The 524-nt window shown below is 64.7% G+C and carries 1 protein-coding gene; it reads left to right on the forward strand.

Features of this window, described 5'->3' with window-relative positions; genetic code table 11:
• Positions 1–524, forward strand: a 524-nt coding sequence (locus EER30_RS46840; RefSeq protein ID WP_205650746.1) for an alpha/beta fold hydrolase, incomplete at both ends; no start/stop codon positions are given.

Below are 524 nucleotides of genomic sequence, written 5' to 3' on the forward strand. Positions count from 1 at the left end.
GGTGAGGCGGTCCGGTATGCGGCGCAGTACGGCCAGGTGCAGGGGCGGGTCGCCAAGGTCGTGACGGCGGGCGCGGTGCCGCCGATCATGGTCAAGTCGGAGAGCAACCCGGACGGCCTGCCGATGGAGGTCTTCGACGGTATCCGCGCGGGTGTTCTCGCGGACGCGTCGCAGTTCTGGAAGGACCTGTCGGAGAGCTTCTACGGCGCGAACCACGGCCGTACGGTGTCGCAGGGTGCCAAGGACGACTTCTGGCGCCAGGGGATGCTGGTCAACTTGGCCGCCGCGTACGACTGTGTGAAGGCGTTCTCGGAGACCGATTTCACCGAGGACCTCAAGGCGCTCAACGTGCCGATCCTGATCTGTCAGGGCGACGACGATCAGATCGTGCCCTACAAGGACGCCGCCTTGAAGTCGATCAAGCTGGTCAAGGACGGCACGCTGAAGATCTACGAGGGTGCGCCGCACGGCATCCAGGGCGACTACCAGGAAAAGCTGGACGCCGACATCCTCGACTGGATCAA

The organism is Actinoplanes solisilvae, from assembly GCF_003999975.1.
In the GTDB taxonomy this organism is placed as follows: domain Bacteria; phylum Actinomycetota; class Actinomycetes; order Mycobacteriales; family Micromonosporaceae; genus Actinoplanes; species Actinoplanes solisilvae.